Consider the following 7,857-nt stretch of genomic DNA (forward strand, 5'->3'; position numbering starts at 1 on the left):
AGACGTCGTCCGGTCCGCGGGTGATGAGACCGTCCACGTCCTCCTTCTTGAGGCCGGCGTCCTCGATGGCGTTCTTGGCCGCCACCGCGAAGAGGCCGATGGGCCCCATCTCGGGCACCTTGCCCAGGGGGCTCTGTCCGACGCCGACGATGGCGTACTTGCCGCTCAGGTTCGTGCTCATGACTTTCCTCCTGTCTCCCTGCCCTTCCCCACTTGGTTTCCCGTGGCCTACCGGCCTTTCCACACCGCGGGGCGCTTCTCGGCGAAGGCGCGGGAACCTTCCTTCTGGTCCTCGGTGGTGGAGAGCGCCAGGCCCATCTCGCTCTCGAGCTTCAGGCCCTGCTCCAGCGGGAGCTGCATTCCCTTGGTGATGGCCTCCTTGATGGCGATGACCGACAGCGGTGCGCCCAGGCAGATCTTGCGGGCGATCTCACGCGCCACGTCCATGTAGCTGTCCACCGGCGCCACCTTGTTCACCAGGCCGATGCGGAACGCCTCGTGGGCGTCCACGGCCTCGCCGGTGAGCGACAGCTCCAGCGCCTTGGCCATGCCGACGAGCCGCGGCAGGCGCTGGGTGCCGCCGCCTCCGCCGAGCCGGCCGCGGCGCACCTCGAACATGCCGAGCTTGGCGTCCTCGGCGGCCACGCGGATGTCGCAGGCCAGCGCCAGTTCCAGGCCGCCGCCCACGGCGTAGCCGCGGATGGCGGCGATGGTGGGCTTTTCCATCGCGGCCACCACCATGTTCTGGCCCTGATTGCCCGCCCGATTGCGCGCCCGGCGCTTATCGAAGAACGTGGAGTCGTCCACTTCCCGCGCCCGCTCCTTCAAGTCGAGCCCCGTGGAGAAGGCGCGCTCCCCCGCGCCGGTGATGATGCACGCCCACACGTCGGGGTCCGCCGATACCCGGCCGCACGCGTCGTGCAACTCGTCCCGCGCCTTGTAGCTGATGGCGTTCATCGACTCGGGGCGGTTGATGGTGATGGTGGCCACGTGGTCGGTCACGTCATAGAGAATGTTGTCGTAGCTCATTCGGACTCCTTGCATGCGGCCCGGCCTGATGCGCCCGCGGGCGGTGAGACACCGAGGGCTACCGCCGGTCTCCGGCGTCGGACACCGTGATGAGCGCGTCCGCCACCGCCAGTCCCCTCCCCGCGGGGCGCACCATCACGGGGTTCATCTCCACGGCGGTGAAGCGGCTGGCGTTGTGGGCGACGAAGTCGCCGAAACGCACCACGCACTGCACCAGCGCGTCCACGTCCCGCGGCCTGCCGCCGCGTATGCCGCGAAAGAGGGCGGCGCCGCGCAGCTCGGTGATCATCGCGCGCACGTCCTCTTCGTCCACCGGGGCGAGCCGGAAGGCGGCATCCTTGAACACCTCGACGTAGACGCCGCCCAGGCCGAGCATCACCAGCGGACCGAACTGCGGATCGTCCACCATGCCGACGATGACCTCCAGGCCGTCGGTCACCATTTCCTGCACCAGCACGCCGTCGATGCGCGCCTCCGGGTTCGCCGCCTTGACGTTCCGGATTACACGGAGATAGGCCGCCTCCACCTCCTCCACGCTCGCGGCTCCCAGATGGACCCCGCCGGCGTCCGACTTGTGAGGCACCTCCGGCGACTGGACCTTGAGTGCCACCGGCAGGCCGAGGCGCGCGGCGGTGTCCACCGCCTGCTCGGGGGTCTCGGCGAGGGCCTCCCGCGTCATGACGATGCCGGTACCGGCCAGTATCCGCTTGCTTTCGTATTCGGTCAGCGCGCCGCCGCGCTCCGGCGCCTGGAAATCCACCGATGCCGCCGGCGTCCGCGAACCCTCCCCCCGGCGCCGGTACGCCGCGTAGTCCACGAGCCGGCGCACCGCTTTCATGCCGCCGGCCACGTCCTCCAGGATGGGCACGCCGGTGTCGGCGGAGAACGTCCGGTAGTCGCCGGTGAGGCTGTTGGAGGCCAAGGACAGCACGAACAGAGGCTTCGCGGAGCCCTTGGCGCACGTCACCACTTGGTCGAGGAGCTTCTGCTGGCCCGGCCCGGTGGTCCGCTTGGCGCTCAGCGCCAGTCCCACGAGGTCGATGCCGTCATCGTCCAGGAGCGTATCGAGCACCGTCGTGAGGTTGTCTCCCCGCTCGATGCGCGGCATCCCGACGGTGTCGATGGGGTTGCTGAAGGGCCGGTCTTCCACTCCGAGGATCTCCTGGAGCCTTTCGTTGAGGGCCTCGGACAAGGGCGGACACTGTAGCCCCGCGGCGGCGTTCACGTCGCTGATGAGCGCCGTGGCTCCGCCCGAGATGGTGAGGAACACGACGTTGCCGCCCGCCGGCAGGCGCGCGTGGAGGAACAGGCCGGCGGTCTCCACCAGCTCGTCGATGGTCTCCACCGGGGCCACCCCGGTCTCGCGGAACAGGGCCGCGTAGGCCTCCTGGCGCCCGGCCAAGGTGCCGGTGTGGGCCACCGTGGCGCGCCGGCCCGACTCGGTGCGCCCGAGCTTCAGCACGACCACGGGCTTCTTCCGGGTCGCCGCCGCCAGCACCCGCCGCAGCTTGGCGCCGTCCTTCGCCCCTTCCATGAGACAGGCGATCACCTGCGTCTCGGGATCGTCGGCCATGTACTCGATGTAGTCGGCCATCTCCACCACGGCCTCGTTGCCGCTGGAGATGATGTAGTTGAAGCCGATGTTGCGGCTCGCTCCCAGCTCGGTGACGGCGTTGGTCAGCCCGCCGCTCTGGGAAATGAGCGAGACGCCGCCGGGCTCGGCGTCTTCCGGGATGGAGAAATAGGAATTGGCGAAGCCGTACTTGAGGCTCGCCACCCCCATGCAGCAAGGGCCGGTCACGGCCATCCCGCCGCCGGCCGCCAAGCGCTGAAGCTCTTCCTGACGCTTCCGCCCCGCGGGGGTGTTGCCGTCGGCGAAGCCCTCGGCCACGACGATGCCCGAGGGCACGCCCGCGGCCACCGCTTCCTCGATGACTCCGAGCACCCGCGTGACCGGCAGCGCCACCACCACGCAGTCCGGCGTCTGCGGCAACGCGCCCACCGACGGGTAGCACGCCTTGCCGCGGATCTCGTCGTAGTTGGGATTCACCGGATAGACCGCGCCCTGGAAGCCGGACGCGAGCACGTTCCCCAGGATCCGTCCGCCGGTGCTTCCCTTGGGGGATGCGCCCACGACCGCCACCGATCGCGGCCGGAGCAGCGCCTTGAGGTTGTCGTTTCCGCTCATGTCCGTTGAAAAACAGTCACTTACCGGCGAGCCGGCTCATGGCTCGGGCGGTGGATTGCGTCCGCGGTCCGGAACGCCATGGTGCCCCTTCTCCGCAACTCCCTGGAATCCAGGGGAAAACCACTGCCCAGATATTGGGCAATCCGCTGGATCGCGGATGGATAGGGCGGTTTTTCGCGCGTCCTGACATTATTCACAGCCCTTATCCACAGAGGGTGTTATCAAATTGACATGGTATCGTAACATTGGCGTCTCCCCGGCGGCCCATTTCGTTCCCGCTCCCGGTTACCCGACCGTGGGCACGCCGGGATCGGCCGGCTCATGGCTGTCGCGGTCGCGCACGTGATCGTACTGGCGGGCAAACCAGCGCATGTACTCACCGTAGGTCGTGGGTTCATAACGCGGCGGGTCGTCCGGCCCCTGACACGTAGGCAGACACGCCATGGGAAAGTCGTGGGTGGCGTCGAAGAAGAACGGGATGGCGTAGCGGTCGCGGCCGGCGTTGCGGTTCACCACCCGGTGCGGCGTGGACAGGAACCGGTGGTTGGTCCAGCGGCGCAGCATGTCCCCGGAATTGACCAGGAAGGTGCCGGGCACGACGGGCGCGTCCACCCACTCGCCGGAGGACATGCCGATGGCCAGACCTGGAAGCTCCGACTGCGGCAGCATGGTGAGGAAGCTCGAGTCCGTGTGGGGCGCGAGGCCGTACTGATCGATGTCGCCTTCATCCGCGGGCGGGTAATGGGACAGCCGCAGGGTGTACTGGGGCTCGCGAAAGGCCGCGTCGAAGTAGTCCGGCGGCAGGTCCAGCGCCGTGGCGTAGACCGGCAGCATGCGCTTGCACAGCCCCTCCATGGCGTCGAGATATTCCACCACCGTCTCCCGGAAGCCCGGCAGGACCCGCGCGTCGGGCCATGGGTTGGCGCAACGGTAGCGCACCCCCGCCACCACGTCCGGATGATCCAGCGGCAAATCGCGCTTGAGAAAGAACGCCTCGACGAAGTTGGGGCGCGTGGCCTTCTCCACGCGCGAGCTGCGGGAAACGTAGCCGTTGACCGGCATGTAGCCCACGTTGTGCTCGTTGCCGCGGACGGCCATCTTCCGGTCCAGCGGTTGGGCGTGGAAGCGGGCGCATTCGGTGAACACGGCGTCGATGAGACGTCGCGGCACCCCGTGTCCGTGGATGTAGTAGAAGCCTACGCGCTCCAGGGCGTCACGCAATTCCGCGGCCAGGGGTTGCAACGCGCCGGGGACGCCGGCCAGGTAACCGGCCAGGTCCAGCACCGGGATGCCGCTCGCGACCGCGGCGTCGAGCGCGGGCTCGCGCAAAGCCTTGGCCATGCCGCTCACCCCGTGGGCAGGACCGGCATGCCCTCGGGCGCGTCGATGGCGAACGCGTTGAGCGAGCATGCAAGACCGACGTAGCCGCCGACGATGCCGGTCAACTCCACCAGCCGCTGATTTCCAAGGCGCTCCCGCAGGGCCGTGAAGGTGGCTTCCGACACGCGGTGCGGCGGCCGCAGCAGCTCCTGCACGTAGCGGACGAAGGGCGCCTCGTCCTCGTTCAGCCCTTCGGGCGCCTTGCCGTCACGGATGGCGGCCACCGCTTCCTCGCGCACCCCGGCGTCCAGTGCGTGGCCGGAGTGGGCGGCCCACTCGTACACACAGTCCATCTCGCGGGCCACCGTGCAGATGACCAGTTCCTTCTCCTTCCGGGGAAAGTCCGAGGTGAAGAGCGAGTATCCCACCAAGTGCGCGGTGCGCGCTGCCACGTCGGGGCAGTGGAGCAGGTTGGCGTAGGGTGCGCTGATGCGCTTCCGGCTCGCCATGATGGAGTCATAGTGGTGGCGCTGGTCCTCGGGTATGGCCTCCCGTTCGGTCAACTCGGGTATGCGGGGCATGCTCGATCCTTCCCTCGGAAACGGCACCCCACCGCCGGTTTCCCGCTTCCGCGGGAATGGCGGAGGGGCGTCGGGCATTCACAGCGCCGGCGTGGTGGCCGGGGGCTTGCGGTGGTGTGTCGCCTGCTCGTAGGCGTAGGCGAACTGGATCATGCGCGCGTCGTCGTAGGGCCTTCCCAGGAAGGTGATGCCTCCCGGGAGGCCGTCCCGGGTGAAACCTCCGGGCGCCACCACCGACGACACGAAGATCAGGAACGTGTTGATGTGCGGCACTCCCCGCATGTTGACCCAAGGCGGCTGGATGCCGTCGCGGATGAGCGTGGGCTGGTGTTCCACCGACTTGTGCACGATGGCGTCGAGCCGGTGGTCGGCCATGACCTTCAACAGGTTTCCCATGAGTTTTTCGCGCGCCAGCAGGTACTGGTAGTGCTTGTCGGCGTCCAGGGGCGCCTTCCAGCGGTTCTGGGCGTTGTAGTGGACCTTGGCGAACTCCGGCGACGCCATGGCGTCCTCGCGCGATTCGAACGGCCGCTTGGCGCTCCTGCCGTAGTACAGCCTGAACGCCTCGTCGGCGTTCTTGGGGTTCCATGAGCGCTGTGCCAGGAGCTCGTTGAGCTGCGGTATCTCCACCGGGTCCACCACCTCGGCTCCGGCGGCCTTGAGGTCCGCCACCGCCTTGTCGAACAGCTCGGTGATCTGGCGAAAATCGTCGGTGTCGGGCTCCGAGGTGTATCCCATGGGCTCCCGCAGGATTCCCAGACGGGCGCCGGCGAGTCCGTTGGTGTCGAGGAAATCGGTGTAGCTCGAAGGGACGCGGCCGACGCCTCGGGCGGTCACCGGGTCCTCGGGGTCGTAGCCCACCATCACGTCCAGCAGCTTGGCCATGTCGGTGACCGTGCGCGCCATGGGGCCCAGGGAGCCGGTCATGTCGGGCCAGCCGTCGTAGACGCCGCCCCGGCTCACCAGCCCGGGCGTGGGGCGCATGCCCGCGACACAGTTCCAGGTGGAGGGCCGGCGGATGGAGGCGTAGCCCTCCTGTCCCACGGCCACGGTGGAAAAGTTGGCGGCCACGGCGCCGCCGGAACCGCCGGAGGAGCCGCCCACCGTACGCTCGATGTCATAGGGGTTGCGGCTGGAGCCGAAGAGCGAGCCGTGGGTGTCGCCGCCGCCCAGCTCGCCCAGGGTGGCCTTGGCCAGGATGATGGCCCCGGCCTTCTTGAGCTGCTCCACCACGAAGCAGTCGTGGTCCGGGTAGTAGTCCTTGAACAGGACGCTGCCCAGGGTGGTGGGCATTCCCTTGGCGTCCCCCTGGTCCTTGAAGATGATGGGAATGCCGTGAAGCGGACCGCTCAGGGGCGCGGCGCCGAGCCGGTCGGCCTCCTCCAGGGCGTTGGGGTTGACCGTGATGATGCAGTTGAGCGCCGGGCCGTTCTTGTCGTACGCCTCGATGCGGTCGATGTACGCCTGCACCAGTTCACGGGGGGTCAACTGCCCCGACTCGTAGGCCTTGTGGACGGCCTCGATGGTGGTTTCCACCACGTCGAAATTGCTCATGTGGGTCTCCTGGGAGCGTGTCGGAATCGTACTCTGAGGTAGGTCGGGTTAGCCGAAGGCGTAACCCGACTCCCTAGAAAAACGCCAGGGTGCGCATCTCGATGCTCTCCCGCGGCGGCGCGTCGGACGGCGTGTCCGGGTCGTCGAAGGCCGAGTGCAGGGTCCAGCGGGCGCGCCCGTCCTTCTCGGACTCGAAGGTCTTGAACACCACCGCTTCGTGCCGCTCCATGTGCGGGAAGTAGTACCAGTAATGGTCGGGATTGAAGGTGTAGTGGAGCGTCTCGCCGCGCCGGTCCGGGTAGATGCGCGCGGTGGGGATGGCGCCTTCCATGCCCGTGCTGCGCGCGTCGCAGATGGCCAGCGGATCCCGAATCACCGGCCGGTTGATGGGGCGCCAGGTCTGCACCACGGCGAAACGCCCCTTGAGCAGCTCTTCCGCCTCGTCGGGCAGGATATCCCGCACCCGCTGCGGCCCCGACCAGTCCGTGTAGTCGTTGTGGGCGCCGCGCACCGGGCCGCCCACCTGCTTCGCCTCCCGCGTGGCCTCGTCACCGGAGCGAAGCGTGTGGTCGAACACCACCACGCGCTTGGCCCCGGAGGTCTTCTTCACCAGCTCCTCGGTCTCCTTGTAGTAGACCGAGCGCAGCTCCTCCTCGTCGTAGAAGTCCTTCATCTGCGTGTCGTGGCGCACCAGCACGAACCCCTCGCGCTCCAGCGAAAGATCGCCGGCCAGGAGCCGAGCGTTGTGGATCGTGACCGTGTGGCGCTCGTAGTCGCCCTTGCGCTTGCGGTCGGCCTCTTTCTGGCTCAGGCCGCCGTAGCTCGCGGGTGCCTCGGTGTCCCTGCTGAGGTAATTGACCACGCCCTGGATGGTTTCCGGCTGTATCGCCTCTTGGGGTTTCGCCATCGAGCCCTCCTTCTCATCGTCATTCCCGCCCTCGACCTGATCGGGGACGGGAATGACGGAGGCCGTAACAATCACTAATCGAAAAACCTAGTCAAAACCATAAAACCGCGCGCAGTTGTCCCACAGGATCTTTCGCTTTGCGTCGTCGGGCAGGTCGAGTTCCAGGAATTCATCCACGGCGTGGGGATACCTGGAGTCGCCGTGGGGATAGTCGGTGGAGAAAACGAGCTGGTCGTAGCCGAACTCCTCGATGGTGAACCGCGCCGGGGTCTCGTCCG

Annotated in this window: 8 protein-coding genes; all 8 read right to left on the bottom strand. The window is 67.8% G+C overall.

What is annotated here, in order from left to right:
- Window positions 1–181, bottom strand: a 181-nt coding sequence (locus OXU42_02100) for a thiolase family protein (GenBank protein ID MDE0028182.1), incomplete at its 3' end; no start/stop codon positions are given.
- A gap of 47 nt (window positions 182–228) precedes the next feature.
- Window positions 229–1,029, bottom strand: coding sequence for an enoyl-CoA hydratase/isomerase family protein (locus tag OXU42_02105; GenBank protein MDE0028183.1), 801 nt, complete (start codon window positions 1,027–1,029; stop codon window positions 229–231).
- A 58-nt stretch (window positions 1,030–1,087) separates the two neighbouring features.
- On the bottom strand, window positions 1,088–3,217 hold the full coding sequence (locus OXU42_02110; GenBank protein MDE0028184.1) for an acetate--CoA ligase family protein: 2,130 nt from the start codon (window positions 3,215–3,217) through the stop codon (window positions 1,088–1,090).
- Window positions 3,218–3,502: 285 nt separating this feature from the next.
- Window positions 3,503–4,558: an isopenicillin N synthase family oxygenase gene (locus OXU42_02115; protein ID MDE0028185.1), complete on the bottom strand. Its 1,056-nt coding sequence runs from the start codon at window positions 4,556–4,558 to the stop codon at window positions 3,503–3,505.
- A gap of 5 nt (window positions 4,559–4,563) precedes the next feature.
- Window positions 4,564–5,118: a carboxymuconolactone decarboxylase family protein gene (locus OXU42_02120; GenBank protein MDE0028186.1), complete on the bottom strand. Its 555-nt coding sequence runs from the start codon at window positions 5,116–5,118 to the stop codon at window positions 4,564–4,566.
- A gap of 78 nt (window positions 5,119–5,196) precedes the next feature.
- The gene (locus tag OXU42_02125; GenBank protein MDE0028187.1) at window positions 5,197–6,672 is read right to left on the bottom strand and encodes an amidase family protein; all 1,476 of its coding nucleotides are present in this window, start codon (window positions 6,670–6,672) and stop codon (window positions 5,197–5,199) included.
- A 73-nt stretch (window positions 6,673–6,745) separates the two neighbouring features.
- The gene (locus OXU42_02130) at window positions 6,746–7,579 is read right to left on the bottom strand and encodes a CmcJ/NvfI family oxidoreductase (protein MDE0028188.1); all 834 of its coding nucleotides are present in this window, start codon (window positions 7,577–7,579) and stop codon (window positions 6,746–6,748) included.
- Window positions 7,580–7,666: 87 nt separating this feature from the next.
- On the bottom strand, window positions 7,667–7,857 hold a 191-nt coding region (locus OXU42_02135; GenBank protein ID MDE0028189.1), incomplete at its 5' end, for an amidohydrolase family protein.

The sequence above is a fragment of the Deltaproteobacteria bacterium genome, from assembly GCA_028818775.1.
Taxonomy (GTDB): Bacteria; Desulfobacterota; Binatia; order UBA9968; family JAJDTQ01; genus JAJDTQ01.